The organism is Oculatella sp. LEGE 06141 (genome assembly GCF_015207605.1).
Lineage (GTDB): Bacteria > Cyanobacteriota > Cyanobacteriia > Elainellales > Elainellaceae > Oculatella.
This window is the reverse complement of record NZ_JADEWO010000070.1, coordinates 1-17,824: the sequence shown is the minus strand read 5'-3', so window position 1 is coordinate 17,824 and position 17,824 is coordinate 1. Positions and strand designations below refer to the sequence as shown.

Below are 17,824 nucleotides of genomic sequence, written 5' to 3'. Positions count from 1 at the left end.
GGTATCTTGCCGCTCCAGTAGGTTCAGAGGATGTCTTAAAAGCGCTCAGCCGAACGGGGACTTCCGAATCAATTCTGTTTCAAAGTCCCCCAAAATTTGGGGACTTAGGAGGCTAATTTAGAATGTTGAGCCATTCTCAGATACACTCTCAGGCAGAATCCACATACCGCTGGTTAATCTGCCAAAGGACGAATGATCAATGACGAAGAACCAGAGCAACCCAGTCGCTAAGCCAAAATCTTTGACCGGGCGATCGCACGACCAAATCCTTACTCGTTCGCTCAATGCAAAGCAGTGATCCAGGCTCAATCTGCTGACGATTATGCCTCCTTGTGATTCAGATCACAGTTTTTTGTTTTAAGAGACCTTTAGCTTGGTACAGCATCTGGCGTTGCTGAATGGACGGATGAATCGTTAAACGGACAAGGCTCGCCCCCTAAATCCTCTAATTCTGGAGGACTTGGAGGGTTTGGCCGTTCCTAACGTTGAGGGTTTTAGGGTGGCTTCATCGTGGCTCAGCAACGCAGCATCTCACTGCCCTGATTGCTTTGGAACTTCAGAAAGATAGGCTAAGGGCAGCATACAGGGTGACGTAAACTCTTGAACCCCAGACGAGTTGGGAGCAGACACAAGAGCGATCGTAACAGGGCTAGATGACGGGGGCAGGCATACTTAAACCAGATCTTTCGTTGACTCATCGGCTACAGAACCCCATTCCAAACACAGGAGAAGTCTGAAGGTATGTCAATGGCAGGAATTATCAGTGGGCTGAATGAATTCCACAACACTCATTTCAGTACCTACCGTGAATTATTTGAGCAACTCTCACATGGACAATCTCCAGAAGTATTGTTTATAACCTGCTCCGACTCTCGCATTGATCCATTTTTAATTACCCAGGCTCAACCAGGAGATTTGTTTGTCGTCCGCAATGTGGGAAATATTATCCCAACCTATGGTTCAACCCCTACCGCAGAGGGAGCGGCGATCGAATACGCGGTTCATGCCCTCGGTATCAGAGATGTCATCGTTTGCGGTCATTCTCACTGTGGTGCAATGAAAGGGCTGCTGCAAATTGGCAGTTTAGCAGAAGAAATGCCTATGGTATATGGCTGGCTCAAGCAACATGCTGAAGCAACCCGTCGATTAATGGCCGACAATTATGATGAGCGAGAGCATCACCCCGAAGAACTCCTCAGGATCGCTATTAAGCAGAACGTATTAACTCAAGTTGAAAATCTGAAAACGTATCCTGTTATTCGCTCCAAACTTCATGGCGGAACGCTGAATCTTCACGCCTGGATTTATGAAATTGAATCAGGTGTGATCTTTGCCTATAACGCGGGTGTGGGTCTATTTATTCCATTGGAACAAAACTCGTTTCCGGTTCCAGATCCACTACTAGAAAAAGACAGCCGTGGACGGTGGCTCTGGCTGCAAGCCTTGATCGGGGGAATGAATGCGACATGATAGGCAACAACAATGGGTGACTGGAATGGCTAACTGGAATGGGTGACTGGAATGGAAATGGTCAGGTCTCGTTGCCTAAACTGAGGGTAGAAGCTCCTGCTTGATCAACTGGTACGCTGAGGCGGGAGTGAGCATACTATTTCTGCTCCGTCATTGGTCATTCGTCCTTTGTTCAGATCAACCAATGGTATGCGGATTTCTGCCTGAGCCTACTGGTCATCAATGTGCTTAACTTTTAAATTTGAAGGAAAACCATATAGCTTTAGGGCATAGTTATTAAACTGGCGATCGCTGCTCTTGCATTCTTCAGGCTGAAATCTAAATAGGCCATCTGATTCAGCGGCTGACATTGCCAGGTTAATATCTGTTTTGTAAATCAAAAATAGTTGCATCAATCTTTTTTGAATCAGGAATTGCAGTTACGGCATATGACGAGTCATCTACAGCCAAAGCGAAGTTTCTACCGCTTCGATCCAGTTGCGACTTTTCTCATCGAAAAACTTAAGCTTACTCACTGGGGCTTTGGACTATTATCAGTTCCAGTTGTCTCTATCTTTTATTTGGCGATCGCCTGGATCAGCAATACCCTATGGACTCAAGGAGAACAGGTAGGACTATTGCAAGATTGGTTTCCCTGGTTCTGGATAGTTCTAATTAATCCAGTTGTTTTAGGGTATTACTTGTGGAGTTTTACGGCAATTAGCGATGTCATAGCAGACCTTGAAAAGTCTGATGTCGTAGTCACTCAACCCGCAGAGATTGACGAGATTATTCTGAATCCTTATTACCAAAAGCTGCACAAATATATTGCTCTTGGTTGTGCGATCGCCTACAGTATGTTTGTTTTTATTAGCCAACCCAGTTTAAAAAACAACTGGTATGGTGCTGGAGTGTTGCCCAATCTGGCCGTCACGATCGCCACGTTTATGGGTGTATACATCGGCAGTATGTTGGTGCTGACTCTTATTACCAATATTAGGATTCTCCATCGCATTTTTGAGGAGAAAGACCTTAACATTAATCCTTTGCATCCTGACCGCTGCGGTGGGCTTCATTCACTCAGCGGCTATTCGTTAAAGACGGCTTATCTTGCTGCTGTCTTAGGCATCATGGTTGGGCTGATTGAATATCAGTTTGTTACCCAGGGGGTTGGAAGAGTTTATTGGTTCGTTCATCTCATCATTCCGATCCATATTGCTCTATCAACAGCCTGTTTTTACAGTCCGCTGTTAGCTGCCCATAGAGGCATGAAGAAAGCGAAGGAAGAACTTCTCCACAAAATTGCTCGGCAGTTTTACGCTGACTATTCCCAAATCCATGAAAGCTTAACTGGAGATGCGGAAACCTTAAAGCAAGGAACAGAAAAAATTCAGGGACTGCGGGATTTTTACCAATTCACCGATGAATTTCCCGTCTGGCCCTTTGACGTTCAAACCTTTCGGCAATTTCTACTGACTGTTCCTGCTCCTCTGCTGCCCATTTTTCTGGGTTTGCTGCAAGAGTTTGCTGGAAGGCTGCTGAACAACTTGGGGATTAATCTTGGCTAAGAGGATGTTTGAAAAGTGCTGAACGTCACTCGAACCGCCCCCTAAATCCCCCAAGATGGGGGACTTCCGAGCCGATTCTCGTTCAAAGTCCCCCAATTCTGGGGGATTTAGGGGGCGAATGCAGGACATTTGCTACTTTTCAAACATCCTCTAAGCATTAACAGAGTAGACTGTCCCCAAAACATTTAATCGACTCGTTTTAGCCATTTGCAAAAAAAGTTGATTGCAAGAATTTTGTTGCTGAATGGACGGATGCATCGGTGAGCGGTCAAGGCTCTGAGCGCCTCTATTAACCTGGCAGCCATTGTTCTTAGGGCAAACCATGTTTGGACTCCGCTCGGCACTCGCTCCCGTGTGGGGTGAGCGCAGTCGAACCCCAATCCCTTATGCCAAATCTTTTACTGCCAGGTTAATAATCCCCAATTCGGAGAGACTTTGAAACAGAATCGGCTTGGAAGTCACCTGGGGTGGGGACTTGGCACCTGCGATAAATCAGAAAAGGGCGATTCGAGTGACAATCAGCACTACGGCATCCTCTTACTGAGTTAATCCAGAGTTGAGCTGGTCGGATCAACAACGCCCGTTCTTAGCTTGACGTATCAAGTTAATTTGATGTATCGTTCAGGTGACTAAGGCGGCGATCGCCCCTATCTGTTTTTGATGTAAAAAAAGCCAGCTTAGCTCATACCTGAATTGAGAGAACTATGGCAGCACGGGTTGGAATCAACGGATTCGGTAGAATTGGACGATTGGCACTGCGGGCTGCCTGGGGGCAGTCAGATTTAGAATTTGTCCACATTAACGAAATTAAGGGTGGGGCGATCGCCGCTGCTCACTTGCTGAAATTTGATTCAGTACATGGGCGGTGGGCACCTGAAGTAGAGGCAAAAAGCGATCGCGTTTGGATCGATGACCAATCCCTTAGCTTCAGCGACCATGACACTCCTGGTGAGGTGCCCTGGGACGAGTTAGGCGTTGACCTGGTACTGGAGGCATCGGGCAAGTTTAGAACCCCCCAGGCTCTTGATCCGTACTTTAAGCGAGGCGTACAGAAAGTCATTGTTGCAGCTCCGGTAAAGGAAGGCGCATTGAATGTAGTGATGGGAGTAAACGACCATCTCTACAATTCCCAGCAACATAACTTACTGACGGCAGCTTCCTGCACGACAAACTGTTTGGCTCCGGTAGTGAAGGTGATCCATGAGGGACTTGGTATTCGTCATGGCATCATCACCACCATTCACGACAACACCAACACCCAAACGCTGGTGGATGCGCCTCATAAGGATCTGCGACGAGCCAGGGCAACCAGCTTATCGTTAATTCCAACGACAACCGGATCGGCAACGGCGATCGGTCTAATTTATCCAGAACTGAATGGTAAGCTTAACGGTCTTGCCGTTCGTGTACCCTTGCTTAATGCCTCTCTCACCGATTGTGTCTTTGAAGTCATGCAACCCACAACGGTCGAAGCGGTTAACCGTTTGCTTAAAGAGGCATCGGCACAGGAACCGCTCAACGGCATTTTAGGATACGAAGAACGTCCCCTTGTGTCCATTGATTACAAGGACGATCCCCGCTCTTCTATCATTGATGCTCTTTCCACAATGGTGGTGGACGACACTCAAGTCAAGATCCTGGCCTGGTACGACAACGAGTGGGGGTATGCCAACCGAATGGTAGAACTGGCTCGAAAGGTGGCATTGAGCCTCGTTGCTTAACTCTAGAGTTCTCTACGTCTCTGCTCTCCTGGTCTACATGATTTGGAAATCTCGATATCCTGTGCAGATCTGTTTCAACCTTCTATACCCATGACAACTAACTCGGCTTCCAGGGCGAATCTACGAGATTACATTCTAGTCACCCTTGCCTACTGGGGGTTTACCATTACAGATGGTGCCCTGCGGATGCTGGTGTTGCTTTACTTCTACAACATTGGCTACACACCGCTGCAAATTGCCTTTTTGTTTCTCTTCTACGAAATCTTTGGTGTAATTACCAATTTTCTGGGTGGGTGGATTGGTTCACAGTTGGGGCTAAAGGTAACGCTGTATGCCGGAATTGGGCTACAGGTGTTTGCTTTGGTCATGCTGTCTTTTCTTAACCCTGGTTGGGGGCAGGCGGTAGCGATCGCCTATGTTATGGTGGCGCAAGCCTTTTCAGGCGTTGCCAAAGACTTAACCAAAATGAGTTCCAAGAGTGCCATTCGCCTGGTGGTGCCGCAAAACGCGCAGTCCTCTTTATTTAAGTGGGTTGCAGTGCTGACTGGATCAAAGAATGCCCTGAAGGGAGTGGGTTTTTTTGTGGGCGCGGCATTGCTCGGAGCGTTTGGCTTTGAAACAGCACTATGGATCATGGCAGTTGGGTTAGTCCTGATTATGCTCACCGGGTTTTTCTTGCCGCAGGGCATGGGCAAAATCAAAAAAAAGGTGGGTTTTACCCAACTATTTTCTAAGAGTTCAGAAATTAACATTCTTTCGGCGGCTCGTTTCTTTTTGTTTGGTTCTAGGGATGTGTGGTTTGTTGTGGGGTTGCCTGTCTTTTTGCGGGGGCCGTTGGGGTGGTCGTTTTATCAGGTGGGCGGGTTCATGGCCTGTTGGGTGATTGGCTACGGTGCGATTCAGTTTTTGGCTCCCATGCTATTAAAACGATTTAGCAACGGCCAGCCTCCGAACGCCAGTACAATTCAGTTTTGGACATTTACCCTCACCGTTGTTCCAGCGGCGATCGCGATCGCTCTTCAGCTTGGCTTTCCTGCGGATACGGTTATTGTGGTGGGTTTAGCCATCTTTGGCGTAGTGTTTGCATTCAACTCGGCGGTTCATTCCTATTTGGTATTGGCGTTCACCGATGATGACAAAGTGGCTTTGAATGTAGGCTTTTACTACATGGCAAACTCGGGTGGACGGTTAATTGGAACGGTGCTGTCTGGGGTGGTCTTCCAATGGTTTAACCTGGTGGGCTGTTTGTGGATTTCTACCCTGTTTGTCTTGGCAGCCGGGGTAATTTCGCTGAAGCTACCCGATCCGCAGCCCGGTAATGCACTTACCTGGACTGGAGACGGAGAGTAGAACATGGGGTTTGATTCATCTGATACAAAAGTATCTACTGTGCAAGCGGGTAGCCAACTCAGTTTCTTTGAACGGTATTTAACGCTGTGGGTTGTTCTTTGTATTGTGGCTGGAATTGCCCTGGGACGGCTGTTTCCAGGAGTGGCGATCGCACTAGATGCCATGAGCATTTATCAGGTTTCTATTCCGATCGCCATCTGCCTGTTTTTCATGATGTATCCCATCATGGTAAAGATTGACTTTTCGCAGGCAACCCGTGCGGTTCGCACGCCTAAACCCGTGCTGCTGACTCTGGTGGTCAACTGGCTCGTTAAACCATTCACGATGGTTGTGTTTGCCCAATTCTTTTTAGGTTGGCTGTTTCAACCGCTGATTCAGGGTACAGAACTCATTCGTGGGACAGATGTAGCGGTCGCCAACTCATACATTGCCGGAACGATTCTGTTGGGCATTGCCCCCTGCACTGCAATGGTATTGATGTGGGGCTATTTGTCTTACGGCAACCAGGGGCACACGCTGGTGATGGTGGCTATTAATTCCTTGGCCATGCTCTTTCTATACGCACCCTTAGGACGTTGGCTACTGGCCGCTAACGACCTGACCGTTCCCTGGCAGACGATCGCTCTTTCGGTGCTAATTTATGTAGGGTTGCCGCTTGTCGCAGGCATGGTGTCCCGTTATTGGCTGCTAAAGCGCATGGGTAGAGCCTGGTTTGAGCAACGCTTTCTGCAATATCTAACGCCAGTGGCGATCGCCGCTTTGCTCATTACCCTGGTGCTGCTGTTTGCGTTCAAGGGTGAGCTAATTGTCGAACATCCGCTGCATATTCTGTTGATTGCGGTGCCGCTGCTGATTCAAACCAACTTTATTTTTTTGATATCGTATGTAGCGGCTCAAAAATTAGGGTTGGCCTACGAAGATGCGGCTCCAGCCGCGTTAATTGGTGCCAGCAACCATTTTGAAGTGGCGATCGCCACAGCGGTTGTGCTGTTCGGCTTAAATTCGGGTGCAGCGTTGGCTACTGTGGTTGGCGTACTCATTGAAGTTCCACTCATGCTGATGCTAGTTGAGTTCTGCAAGCGTACGGCATTTTGGTTTCGGCGTGAGCCAGAGAAGGCGACTTTACTAGATCCTCGTTGTGCCCATCTGTTGAAATAAACCCGCTGCCCACGCTAGAACAGCAGATTGGCGAGCTTCCTGCATTCTAGAGAATGTCCGGCCTCTGGCGTTGGGGGGGGCGGCAAGCCAGAAAAGGGAGCAGGTCAGAGCGATGACCGCTCAACGATTCATACTGCCGTTGAGCAATCCCCAAAATCTGAGTCATTTCTGCTATTTTCAACTTTTTCAGAGAAATATGCCAAAAGTTGAGTGCGATCGCCGCAGAGATTTTCCTTTTGGTAGAGGTCTAGGATTCCACTCAAACGTTACCGTTTCTGTAGTGGGTCAGTGCTCGTACGCGGTTTTCCAGGGATCTCCAATGATCGGTAAAGCAACTGGAGAGGCGTTGTCTCGCTGTAACCATATAATTCAATGTGATTTTTTACACACAAGGGTGAGGATGTGAACATGATTTCCTTCAAGCGTGCTTGCTCTGTATTTAGCGCCGCTGCATTGATTACTGCCTTTGGATTGCCTGTTATACAAGCTGATGCAGGAGAGCGTTCTGATGATGAGGCGATCGCCTCACAACAGGTCGATTCAGTCAGCGCCGATGATTTGATCTCTCAAACCTACACATCGGTAGAGGGTTCAACGTTAGTACAAACACCGTCAACGTCTAGCGATCCTGCTGTAACGCCACCTCCTGAAGGGGACGTACCAGAACAAATCATCGAAGACCGCGACCCCAGCATCCCCGCTGAAACGGGTTCTCCTTCAATGTCAGAGTCAACGTCAGAGTCAACTTCGCCCACTGAATCGTCGACCGTAACGCCACCTCCTGAAGGGAATGTACCCGAACAGATAATCGAAGACCGTGACCCTGATGTCCCGGCGGGATCAAGTTCTTCTTTAATTCCAACGCAAACATCACAGTCACCACCACGCACTGGATCGCCCGCCACCACCCCTCCCCCCGAAGGTGGTGTGCCAGAGCAAATTATTGAAGACCGCGACCCCAACATCCCAGCAGGAACGGGTTCTCCTTCAACACCAAGGCAGTCAGGTACGGGAACACCTGGAACAACCCCTCCAACCACGCCTCCCCCCGAAGGCGGTGTGCCAGAGCAAATTATTGAGGATCGCGATCCCACCCTTCCTCCACGTCCAAGCCCCACCCAAAGACCAGGCCAGCCTGTGTTTCAAACTCCTCCAACCGATGATACTGTTCCTCCAGCAGACGCGCCAACTGAACCGTTTGATGTAGATACACAGGGTGTTGCTCCGGGAAGAACAACTCGTTCTGGCCCCAGCTACATTGGTATCGGTGGCAATATTGGTATTGGTGATGGTGACACCGCTTTAGGCGATAGCAGCTTTGCTGTATTCAGTAAGGTTGGCTTAACCAGCAATCTATCTGTTCGTCCAGCCGTTCTTATCGAAGATAACCCAACCATTTTGTTGCCCGTAACGCTAGATTTTATTCCGGCAGTTACCGATGTAACCGAGAATATTTCGGGTGATTTGGGGTTGCGAGTGTCTCCTTACATCGGAGCGGGCATCGCTATTTCCACGGGAGATGATAGCACGGTTGATTTTCTGGCAACTGGAGGTGTGGATGTGCCCATCAGCGATCGCATCTCAGCCACAGCGGCCGTTAATGCTACCCTGTTTGACAATCCTGCGGTCGGTTTGCTAATCGGCGTGGGCTTGAACTTCTAAGCGATCGTCACGCTAGGTCGTTAGCGTCAATTTAATTCTTGAGTGCAGCCCTTCTGATGCGAGAAGGGCTGCTTTTTGATTATCATAACCAACTGACGTTGGTCAGGTAGCCTGTTCAGTAGTGCAGCAACGTTTCTCAAGAAAGTAGCCAGCAATTTAAGCTTAGACTTAGACTTACCAGGTAGACAGTTGGTTGCCTGAATCGGGATGTCGTTAAGTCTGAGAATGTCAATGCTTCTTTGTATCAGTGTCGTCGTCGTTTTCTTGAGCAGTAATGATGTTCTGGAAACCACAACTGACTACTAAAGTTGCCAGCTCTTTTCTATTGTTGTCGCTCTTAAGCGTTGGCGTAGTAGGAGGGTTCGCTTTCTGGCGAGCTAGAGCTGCCCTTAAAGCGGCGGCATTTGACCGTCTTCAGGTATCAGCATCGCTCAAAGAAGAAGAAATTGTTCGCTGGTTTGAAGATCAAGAAAGAGATTTCTTTCTGTTAACGCAATTTCCAGACATTCAACGCAATCTTAAATATCTTTTAGACAGTGAGCCAACCGATCCAGGTCATCAAAGCGCTCACCAACTGCTTTCGACCTACCTAACTGAAATCACGCGGTTAAAACCAAACATTCAAGACGTGTCAGTGCTCGATCGCAGCAACCGAATTGTGCTGTCCACCGAGCGGGTGCGAGAAGGCGAGTATGAGGTTTTAGCCAATATCACCTATCTAGATCAGGTGGAGTCCGGCAGCACGTTTGCGCCTATCTTTTACGTTTCGTCGGATACGGGTAGACCTGCTGTTACCCTGGCGGCTCCGCTCCTGAATCAGGCTGGCGATCGCCAGGGACTGATCCTGGCGAATCTCAACCTGAGCCAAATTGACCAGATTGTGCGAGAGCGAATTGGCCTGGGAGAGAGCGGTGAAACCTATTTGATTGGCTCATTGGTGATTGGAAACACGTTTATTTCGAAAGAAGAAACGCAGCCGCACTATCCGCTAGACATTGTTAGCAGCGATGGCATTGATGCCGCCATGCGAGGAGAACGCGACTTTGGATTATACAACAACTATGCTAATGTCCCGGTGATTGGAGTCTACCGCTGGCTGAATGATTTAGATATTGCTTTATTAGCCGAAATGAGCCAGGACGAAGCATTTTCTCCTGCTCGGGAACTGGCTTCAACTATTGTTTTTGTTGGCTTAATTTCGGTTGGTTTCCTCACCGTTGGCATCTACTGGTTAACCAAACAGCTCCACCTTTCCCGCATTCAATTAGAAAATTACAGCCACAAGTTAGAGCAAAAGGCGCAAGAAGCGAATGCCGCTAATTTAGCTAAAAGCAAATTTCTCGCTAACATGAGCCACGAACTGCGGACTCCACTTAACGCCATTCTGGGATTTTCGCAACTGATGGTGCGCGATCGCTCCTTAAAGCCTTCCCAGCTAGAGCAGCTTGACATCATCAACCGCAGCGGTGAACACCTGTTGACTCTAATCAATGATGTGCTAGAGATGTCCAAAATTGAAGCTGGACGGATAACACTGAACCAGAACAGCTTCAACTTACATCGATTGCTTGATTCCTTAGAAGACATGCTGCAACTGAAAGCCCGATCCAAAGGGTTACGTCTGGTGGTTGAACGCGCTGCTGAGTTGCCCCAATATGTAGAAACAGATGAAGGAAAACTACGCCAGGTTTTAATTAACTTGATAGGCAATGCCATTAAATTTACAAGCCGGGGGAACGTAACATTAACGGTGAGGATGGAGAAGCATCGCTCTACAGCGGATCTGTCGCCTGCTCAGCCCTATCTCCTTTGCTTCACGGTTCAAGATACTGGAACAGGAATTGCACCGCACGAAATGGATACCCTGTTTGAACCGTTTGTGCAAACAGAATCGGGTCGAACATCAAAGCAAGGAACGGGGCTGGGCTTGCCCATTAGCCGTCAATACGTTGGCTTAATGGGTGGAAAAATTGAGGTTCGTAGTGTAGTGGGGCAGGGAACAACGTTTAGCTTCACGATTCAGGCCAGTCCTGCTTTGGCGATCGAGTCGGCTCGGCGATCGCACCGTCGGGTGATTGGCTTAGCGCCCGATCAAACCCGTTATCGCATTCTGGTGGTGGAAGACAAGTGGGAAAATCGCCAGCTTCTTGTCAAAATGCTGGAACCGCTTGGGCTTGAAGTCCGTGAAGCTGAAAATGGCAAAATAGGCGTAGCGCTGTGGGAAGAATGGGAACCTCACCTGATCTGGATGGACATGCGGATGCCAATTATGGATGGCTATGAGGCAACCAAGCAGATTCGCTCTCAGCTAAAAGGACATGCCACGGTAATTATTGCATTGACGGCGAGCGCCTTTGAAGAAGCACGCTCTATCATCCTGGCTGCGGGCTGCGACGATTTCGTGCGTAAGCCGTTCCAGGAGCATGTCATCTTTGACAAAATGGCAGACTATCTAGGTCTTCGCTACGTCTATGCCGATGGCGATGCTGATTGGGCTGAAGCAGAGGCGAGTAGCCAGTATGCAGAGGATGGGCTTTTGCTTGCTGCTCCCAACTCTCCGGCAGCGGCGGTGGCCTCGACCTCCCTCACCCCTTCAGACTTAACCGTGATGCCACCTGACTGGATCGACCAGCTCTATCAAGCGGCCACTCGGGTGAATTCAAAGCAGGTGACTACCCTGATTGGTCAAATTCCTGCATCCCATGCTAATGTTGCCAACGTTCTACTGCATCTCGTCAATCAGTTTCAGTTTGAAGAAATCGTGGCATTGACCCAGCCCGACCCTCAAGATTCTACAGTGCAGTAGGACGGCGCAGTCCTTTATGATCTTCTAATTCTGCATCTCCACACAATTCCCACAAATGGTTGGCATACTGGTTTTGAAGCCGTTTAACTGTTCATTCTCACACTCATAGGGCGATCGCTCCTCACATGGCGGTCGCTTTTTTGCAGATTTTTTGCCCGGTTGTGGCAAGATGCAGATGGCTATTATTTGCCCTATTAGAGGGTCGTTGAGTGACTATTCAAGACGCATTTAACCTGGCTGCTGCCGATTACGATCACCTCCGCCGCACGCTAATTCCCTGCTTTGATGACTTTTATCGAATCGCCATTGAAGTCATACCGGGCGATCGCCAGTCGCCTCTACGCGTTCTTGATCTGGGAGCTGGAACAGGACTGTATGCTGGCATGGTACAGGCTATTTTTCCCAACGCTCAATTAACGCTGCTTGATTTTGCAACGGACATGTTGGAGCAGGCTAAAGCCCGTTTCGATCGCATGGGCAAGCCTTTGAAGCTGATCATTGGCGACTACAACGAGGTCGATTTGGGCGGTTCGTATGATCTGGTGATTTCGGCACTTTCAATTCATCATTTAGCAAACTCCGATAAGCAGCGGTTGTATCAACGGGTGTATGAAACGCTGACACCAGGAGGCATGTTTGTTAATGCCGATCAGGTTTTAGGTAAAACTCCAGAATTAGAACAGTTATATCAGCAGCGCTGGCACAATACTGTTTGCGAACGGGGCATTACGGATGAGCAGTTGCATGCAGCCCTGTGCCGGATGAAGTACGATCGCCTGGCTCCCCTTGACCAGCAACTGCAATGGCTAGAGACGGTTGGGTTTCAGCATGTAGACTGCTGGTACAAACACTTTAGTTTTGCTGTATTTGGAGGGCAACGGTGTAAACAGGATGTACCTCAGCAACAGCCAGTTCTTTACACTGAACGGTTAATTTTGCGTCCTTTTACCCTGGCAGATGCGTCTACTGTGCAACAACTGGTGGGCGATCGCGACGTTGCCGCCAAAACGCTTTCCATTTCCCACCCCTACGAAGACGGCATGGCAGAAGCCTGGATTAAAACCCATGCGCTAAAGTTTGCTAAGCGGCAAACAGTCACGTTTGCCATTGTTTTACAACAGACGAATCAACTCTGTGGTGCCATTGGCCTACATATTGAAGCGGATTACAACAGTGCAGAAATGGGCTATTGGATCGGAAAGCCTTTCTGGGGCAACGGCTATTGTACAGAAGCCGCAGCCGAAGTAGTGCGCTACGGATTTGATCAACTCCACTTACATCGAATTGAGGCCACCCATTTCTCGACCAACCCAGCATCGGGGCGAGTGATGCAAAAGGTGGGCATGCGCCACGAAGGACATCGACGGCAATACACGCTGAAATGGGGAAAGTATGAGGACGTTGAACTGTACGGTATTCTAAAGAGTGACTGGCAGCAATGAGCCGATCGACCGGGAGAAAAAGCAGGAGAAAAAGACAGCAACAGCACTTTTCTGACAAATATAGCGGTCTGGTAGGGAGTGGTGTAGCGTGCTCACCAGTTGCTACAGGTGGTTGAACTGAGATTCAGACACTCATGCTGTGGTTCACGGCATCATTGCTTTTATGAGAGTAGTATTGAATGGCTTGATGAATCAGCGCTTCAAGTTTCATGCGTTGCTCCTGGGAGCAATAGGGGGTTGTGATATTCTCCAAAACCAGCTCATCTTCCATCACAGCATAGGTGCTGGGAAATCGGCTCAGCACATATGCAATTAGATCTTGGCGAGCGTCTCTAGACGCAAACATTTGACGATAGGCCGCTTGCGGATAGACTTCTAAAACATCTTCGATCGCCTCAGCGATAATAGGCAAGGTCAAGTTAATAATCGTTTTAGCCACTTTAAACTCTCCAAAAAACGTGAAGATGCAACTTATTTAGTGTTCCCTTTCAGTGAAACCAAACTGCAATGGTTTAAGTTTTATCCTGACCTTGCATCGGCTGTGAGCTAGCATAAGGTAATGCGATCATTCCTGACCAATTATCAAATTAAGCTCTTGGCGGCCAGTCTCATGCTCATTGACCATGTGGGAGTGGTTTTCTTCCCAGAGGTCTATTGGTTACGAGTACTAGGGAGGTTGAGTTTCCCATTGTTTGCCTGGTTGCTCGTACAAGGAGAAGCTCATACCCACAACATTTGGAAATACGGGCTGAGGCTTCTGGTATTGGGATTGATCTCTCAACCTTTCTTTTACCTGACCTTTGAAACAGATAACCTCAATATTCTGTTTACCTTACTCATTGGTTTGCTGTGTCTTCGGGCGGCGCGTACTGTGCCGGATGTTCAACTGCTGACCTGGGTAATAGGAGGGGCGGTCGCTTCCTTGAGCAATGTAGACTACGGTGCCTATGGTATTGCACTCATTGCTGTGATTTGGCAATTTCGACCAACGCTGCTCTGGTGGGCTTGCTGGCTATTGCCTCATCTTTTTCTGCTGTATGCCCTGCCCGACTATGGCACCTTTCAGTTTCCGGTCGTGCTGGCTCCCCTGTTCCTTCAGGTTGCTAATCATCAGCCCGGCGCAAAAGCAAGATGGTTTTACCTGTTTTATCCAGTGCATCTGCTGCTGCTGTATTTGATTCGGTTAGGAATTGAACAAAATGCTGGCTAACCTGTACTATCAACCCCAACAACAGAATAAATGGAGGACGATCGCTCCAATTACGCTCAGGGGACGGTACGTCACAACCATCCAAGATCTACCTCTAGTTACGTGCCAAGCGCCTTGCTGCGATCGACAATACTAACAACGTAAAGTAAGTAAGGTTTTATGGCACTAAAACTTAGAGTTCCGTCCCTCAATACACCTGAAGCGGCAAAATCCCTTAAGGAAACCATCCTAACGTCAGAGCCAGATGCCAAAGTCGAGGTTGATCCTCAAAGCCAGACTGTAACGGTTGAATCTCAGGCATCTGAAGAAACCTTTAAAGAGCTGATTGTGGCAGCCGGACACACGATCGCTTAATTACTGCATAAGCCACAGGCGACAGCTATAGTCTCCAATAGCAATGATGTCGCCTTTCTGGAACCACTTGGAACGCTATACTACGACCCAACTCAAAGATTCAACGTTGCTCAACCTGAATAAGATTCTCTATCTTTATCATTTTGTTCAATACATTTCGCTTTATTGCATAAGTTGATGGTTCGTATAACTGCTTTTACAAGCGAGACGGCTAGTTCTCTTGAGCGTCGGAAATCCACCGCTTTCAGTCGTCCAAACGCTATTCAATGCCACCTTTACAATTGGTTGTTATCAACGCTACATTACACTGATAACCCATGGGAGCGATAGTCTATCCTGTGGCGGAAGATTAGAAACTGCATTCGCATTAGCTTGTTAGAGGAGAGGGTTGATTTGATTGAGTTTTAGTCAGGTTTAGTCTTCTCCCTGCTGCATCGAGAGTTGGGTTATTTTTCTTTGACAGGATAAATATGCCAGTAAATCGCTGGTTTTTGATTCTGCTGCATTGAATTCTGACCCACTTAAAGCTGGGGAAGAAGTTGGCTCTTGCAATTTGGGCTATCTTTTCTGGTTCTTAACCTACTGTCAATCAGTTCAATATCAATTAGTCCGATCTTAATCAATGATGGGGTGTTAAGTTAAATGAGTTAGCAGCAAATTAGAGCTAATTCACGCTGCGATCGCCAAACATATACAGCATCTTACTTAACCGCTTCAGCAGACAGACGTATCTCGGGGTAGAGAAACTAGTATGGAAGTCAACACTGTTTCACCAATTCAGGCTCGTAAGTTAGGACGTTCTCACGGTGGTCAGGCTGTTGTGGTTGACTACAACGAAGTAGAACAATGCCTGACTCATTGGTTGGAAACAGCAGGTGTTGACCGCGAAATTGAGGCAAAGCCAGAGCAAATCGCTACTTTTGAAGCCGGGATCAATGAAGCTATATCCAGGGCGTTTGCTCCAATCCTGGCAAAATCGTCTCGAAGAACATCTGGATCGCATTTAGCTCATCAGTTATTGCAGCGGTTACTGTATCATTTCAATCGTCATTCCTGTTTTCAGTCGCAAACGCTGCCATCCTACCTTGCTGCCTACCGCGATCGCATTGAAGTGGTGTGGCAACAATGGGAATTCTCCCATGTCAATCAATCGCTGTCTCAAACAACCGATATTGAATCCACATTACGCGATCGCATTTCCTACGATTTGACACCTCTGCCTTCGGAAAATGTGCGTCTGTTGCGAGAACAGATCACCGCTGCAGGTTATCGCCAGTTGTTGACCATTACATCCTTCGAAATAGCAGCAAAACACGGCATTTTGGCTGAAGCGATTCGAGGAGAACACAACTACTCTGAGCTAAACGCGTCGCTAACGAGGCTACTGCAATCGACGTTTGGCAACCACTTTTTCTCTAAATCGGCATCTTTGTACGCTGCAATGCTGGAAGATGTGGGGTTGTCATCTAACTTAGAAGCGTATCTAGATTCGATACCGTGGGAAGTTCTGTCTTTAATTAACCAGGCCTGTTTGCAGGTGAGGCAGCTTGAGCAACCGTTGCATTACATCGGCGGGTTGCTGTATTCTGAAGCGTCTTATCCAGTCCGGTTTGACGATTATCGCGCCGCCGCCCAGCGACTCAACCTCTCGGATATTACTATGAACGGCTGGAATCAAGGCATTGAAATCAGCGCCATCCACAGAACTGCCGTTCTAGATCAGGTGATAGTCCCTTTAGTCAACCATGATTTGGCTGAGGCGTGGAACGTTGTCCTGGGATATGATCAACAACGGTTGATGAGCCACCGTGCCCACGCTGCGATCGCCCGCTCGGTTCGCGCCGCTGAACGTGCAGCGCGTATGTCCTCTAGAACGACCGCTAAACGCTAAAAGGTTAAAAGAATAGGTTTAAAGTAATGGGTTTGAAGATGATTTAAAGCAGATAAATTCGAAACGGATTAAATGATCCGCATTTTTCCCTAAATTTTCCAATTGGGACGTTGGTCTGTGCGATCGGCCAAACCACACGTCAGGCGCAGGATGTACTGTAGATGCATTTAGCGTCACGACAGCAGTTCTGTAAAAAGCATAACTTGAACAGGGTAACATCACCTGAAACAGTGATGTGCTTTAGGGTTGCGGCAACCTAGAGTAGGGGACACATTACAAGTATTATCAGGGCATCGATTAAGACTGGGGTGCAAACGCCACAGCGGACGTGTAGCGCGTCAACCTTGCCCAAGCATCAAACGCTTGACGGTTCAGAGCCGTTTGCTGTCTTAGAGGCTGTCTGAGAAGTGCCAGACCCAACTCGACCCGCCCTCTACTGCCAACAATCAGCACTTTTAAAGCAGCTTCACAAAGTCCTCTAGAATTAGGGGCCAGGGGACAGTGCAGCCGATCGAATCCTTCTCAAACAGCCTCTTAGCCTATTCAGGCACAGGTTGACCTGAGCGCAGTTTCCAGGACAATGTAGTAAAGACTGCACTCAATATCGGAAACTCCCATCCAGCGTCGTGGTCGTTTAATGTTAGTTCTCCTCACTAAGCGAGTGACTGTTGAATAGAGTAAGCGTCGTCGGCAACGTCATTATCCAACCGTTGTTGTTACGCCCGACGCAGGCCACGAGTAATATCCACGCTGGAACGGAGTTGTATGACCAGCCATACTTAGACGATCTATGCCAAGTATTCGGGCATCAAAACAAGGCAAGGCGAAACTTCTTCAGGCTCGAAAAGAAAAGGGATGGGTGAGAGATAGTCCCCAATGGCTGGAGGAGGCTAGCCAACTCGTTGATCCGAATTGGCGCAAGGGTGCCCCCTATGCCTATGGTGTGTCTTACGGAACCTGGGCTAGCTTTTTAGCCGGTAAAGCCATTAATGCCAGTGCGTTTAAGGCGTATTGTCGGATACTTGGCATGGATTGGGAGGAGATTGTTGATCGCAGCAGCGTTACAGCCGCCGGGTCGGAACGTCAGTGCGATTGGGGTGAAGCACCTGATAGTTCTGTTTTTTACGGTCGCGATCGCGAGTTACAAACCTTAGAAAGATGGATCGTTGCCGATCAGTGCCGTCTGATTGCGCTGTTGGGGATGGGGGGGCTG

At 48.4% G+C, this 17,824-nt stretch carries 13 protein-coding genes and 1 pseudogene; 12 read left to right on the top strand and 2 right to left on the bottom strand.

Features of this window, described 5'->3' with window-relative positions; all coding sequences use genetic code 11:
• Positions 1 to 741: 741 nt before the first annotated feature.
• Positions 742 to 1,470: a carbonic anhydrase gene (locus tag IQ268_RS28020; RefSeq protein ID WP_193886041.1), complete on the top strand. Its 729-nt coding sequence runs from the start codon at positions 742 to 744 to the stop codon at positions 1,468 to 1,470.
• A gap of 209 nt (positions 1,471 to 1,679) precedes the next feature.
• Here IQ268_RS28020 and IQ268_RS28015 read toward each other — a convergent pair whose 3' ends face one another.
• Entirely contained in the window at positions 1,680 to 1,862 is a 183-nt protein-coding gene (locus IQ268_RS28015; RefSeq protein WP_193886039.1) for a hypothetical protein, read from the bottom strand.
• A gap of 36 nt (positions 1,863 to 1,898) precedes the next feature.
• On the opposite strand from IQ268_RS28015, the gene IQ268_RS28010 reads away from it, so the two are divergent.
• From IQ268_RS28010 to IQ268_RS33585, 7 genes are all read left to right on the top strand, one after another.
• Positions 1,899 to 3,017: a hypothetical protein gene (locus tag IQ268_RS28010; protein ID WP_193886037.1), complete on the top strand. Its 1,119-nt coding sequence runs from the start codon at positions 1,899 to 1,901 to the stop codon at positions 3,015 to 3,017.
• A 704-nt stretch (positions 3,018 to 3,721) separates the two neighbouring features.
• Positions 3,722 to 4,738 (top strand): ArsJ-associated glyceraldehyde-3-phosphate dehydrogenase, encoded by a 1,017-nt coding sequence (locus IQ268_RS28005; RefSeq protein WP_193886034.1) that lies wholly within the window; start codon positions 3,722 to 3,724, stop codon positions 4,736 to 4,738.
• 90 nt (positions 4,739 to 4,828) lie between these two features.
• A complete protein-coding gene (arsJ, locus tag IQ268_RS28000; RefSeq protein WP_193886032.1) occupies positions 4,829 to 6,088 on the top strand; it encodes an organoarsenical effux MFS transporter ArsJ in 1,260 nt (419 codons plus the stop codon).
• Between the two features lie 3 nt (positions 6,089 to 6,091).
• Positions 6,092 to 7,246, top strand: coding sequence for an ACR3 family arsenite efflux transporter (arsB, locus tag IQ268_RS27995; RefSeq protein WP_193886030.1), 1,155 nt, complete (start codon positions 6,092 to 6,094; stop codon positions 7,244 to 7,246).
• A gap of 408 nt (positions 7,247 to 7,654) precedes the next feature.
• Entirely contained in the window at positions 7,655 to 8,908 is a 1,254-nt protein-coding gene (locus IQ268_RS27990) for a hypothetical protein (protein WP_193886028.1), read from the top strand.
• A 274-nt stretch (positions 8,909 to 9,182) separates the two neighbouring features.
• Complete coding sequence (locus IQ268_RS27985) at positions 9,183 to 11,714, top strand: hybrid sensor histidine kinase/response regulator (RefSeq protein ID WP_193886026.1); 2,532 nt, start codon at positions 9,183 to 9,185, stop codon at positions 11,712 to 11,714.
• A 209-nt stretch (positions 11,715 to 11,923) separates the two neighbouring features.
• Entirely contained in the window at positions 11,924 to 13,156 is a 1,233-nt protein-coding gene (locus IQ268_RS33585; RefSeq protein ID WP_339383675.1) for a GNAT family N-acetyltransferase, read from the top strand.
• Positions 13,157 to 13,280: 124 nt separating this feature from the next.
• On the opposite strand, the gene IQ268_RS27975 is transcribed toward IQ268_RS33585, so the two are convergent.
• The gene (locus IQ268_RS27975) at positions 13,281 to 13,595 is read right to left on the bottom strand and encodes a late competence development ComFB family protein (protein WP_193886024.1); all 315 of its coding nucleotides are present in this window, start codon (positions 13,593 to 13,595) and stop codon (positions 13,281 to 13,283) included.
• Between the two features lie 120 nt (positions 13,596 to 13,715).
• On the opposite strand from IQ268_RS27975, the gene IQ268_RS27970 reads away from it, so the two are divergent.
• From IQ268_RS27970 to IQ268_RS27955, 4 genes and pseudogenes are all read left to right on the top strand, one after another.
• Positions 13,716 to 14,366, top strand: coding sequence for a TraX family protein (locus IQ268_RS27970; RefSeq protein ID WP_193886022.1), 651 nt, complete (start codon positions 13,716 to 13,718; stop codon positions 14,364 to 14,366).
• 159 nt (positions 14,367 to 14,525) lie between these two features.
• Positions 14,526 to 14,720: a heavy metal transport/detoxification protein gene (locus IQ268_RS27965; protein ID WP_193886020.1), complete on the top strand. Its 195-nt coding sequence runs from the start codon at positions 14,526 to 14,528 to the stop codon at positions 14,718 to 14,720.
• 751 nt (positions 14,721 to 15,471) lie between these two features.
• Positions 15,472 to 16,611: an iron-containing redox enzyme family protein gene (locus IQ268_RS27960; protein ID WP_193886018.1), complete on the top strand. Its 1,140-nt coding sequence runs from the start codon at positions 15,472 to 15,474 to the stop codon at positions 16,609 to 16,611.
• 790 nt (positions 16,612 to 17,401) lie between these two features.
• Positions 17,402 to 17,824: pseudogene (locus IQ268_RS27955) on the top strand (hypothetical protein); the annotation flags it as partial.

Bases quoted from the DNA above. Each gene is read 5' to 3' on its own strand.
- IQ268_RS28020 (WP_193886041.1), top strand. From the start codon at position 742: ATGTCAATGGCAGGAATTATCAGTGGGCTGAATGAATTCCACAACACT.
- IQ268_RS28015 (WP_193886039.1), bottom strand. From the start codon at position 1,862: ATGCAACTATTTTTGATTTACAAAACAGATATTAACCTGGCAATGTCA.
- IQ268_RS28010 (WP_193886037.1), top strand. From the start codon at position 1,899: ATGACGAGTCATCTACAGCCAAAGCGAAGTTTCTACCGCTTCGATCCA.
- IQ268_RS28005 (WP_193886034.1), top strand. From the start codon at position 3,722: ATGGCAGCACGGGTTGGAATCAACGGATTCGGTAGAATTGGACGATTG.
- arsJ (WP_193886032.1), top strand. From the start codon at position 4,829: ATGACAACTAACTCGGCTTCCAGGGCGAATCTACGAGATTACATTCTA.
- arsB (WP_193886030.1), top strand. From the start codon at position 6,092: ATGGGGTTTGATTCATCTGATACAAAAGTATCTACTGTGCAAGCGGGT.
- IQ268_RS27990 (WP_193886028.1), top strand. From the start codon at position 7,655: ATGATTTCCTTCAAGCGTGCTTGCTCTGTATTTAGCGCCGCTGCATTG.
- IQ268_RS27985 (WP_193886026.1), top strand. From the start codon at position 9,183: ATGATGTTCTGGAAACCACAACTGACTACTAAAGTTGCCAGCTCTTTT.
- IQ268_RS27970 (WP_193886022.1), top strand. From the start codon at position 13,716: ATGCGATCATTCCTGACCAATTATCAAATTAAGCTCTTGGCGGCCAGT.
- IQ268_RS27965 (WP_193886020.1), top strand. From the start codon at position 14,526: ATGGCACTAAAACTTAGAGTTCCGTCCCTCAATACACCTGAAGCGGCA.
- IQ268_RS27960 (WP_193886018.1), top strand. From the start codon at position 15,472: ATGGAAGTCAACACTGTTTCACCAATTCAGGCTCGTAAGTTAGGACGT.